The sequence below is a fragment of the Methylobacterium sp. CCH5-D2 genome, from assembly GCF_001556475.1.
Taxonomy (GTDB): Bacteria; Pseudomonadota; Alphaproteobacteria; order Rhizobiales; family Beijerinckiaceae; genus Methylobacterium; species Methylobacterium hispanicum.
This window is the reverse complement of sequence record NZ_LSIX01000357.1, coordinates 1-302: the sequence shown is the minus strand read 5'-3', so window position 1 is coordinate 302 and position 302 is coordinate 1. Positions and strand designations below refer to the sequence as shown.

The window sequence follows — 302 nt, the reverse complement described above, 5'->3', positions numbered from 1 at the left end:
TGGGATCGGGTTCTGGGCACACCGCTCAGGCCACCAGACCGGCCAAGCACAGGTTCTTTTGGGACGTTCGCTGTCGCAGGGTTCGGCGACGGCGGGAGACCCAATCGTTCGGCAAGCAGGTTCGGGCGACGGTCCGCGTGTTGCGGGCCGGGCCTGGTCTTGTGTTGCGACCGCTGTGCCGATCCTGTGCGGATCGGTGCCGATCCTGCTGGGATCGGTGTATGCGGCGATGGATCACGAGAGACGATCAAGTCTGTCGGGCGATTAGTACCGGTCAGCTCAGCGCGTTGCCGCGCTTGCAC

The 302-nt window shown here is 64.9% G+C and carries 1 protein-coding gene; it reads left to right on the top strand.

Going from position 1 to position 302, the window contains the following annotated elements; genetic code table 11:
- Positions 1–268 (top strand): hypothetical protein (locus tag AX737_RS35115; RefSeq protein ID WP_210173129.1); only part of this gene is annotated, 268 nt, incomplete at its 5' end.
- Positions 269–302 lie beyond the last annotated feature (34 nt).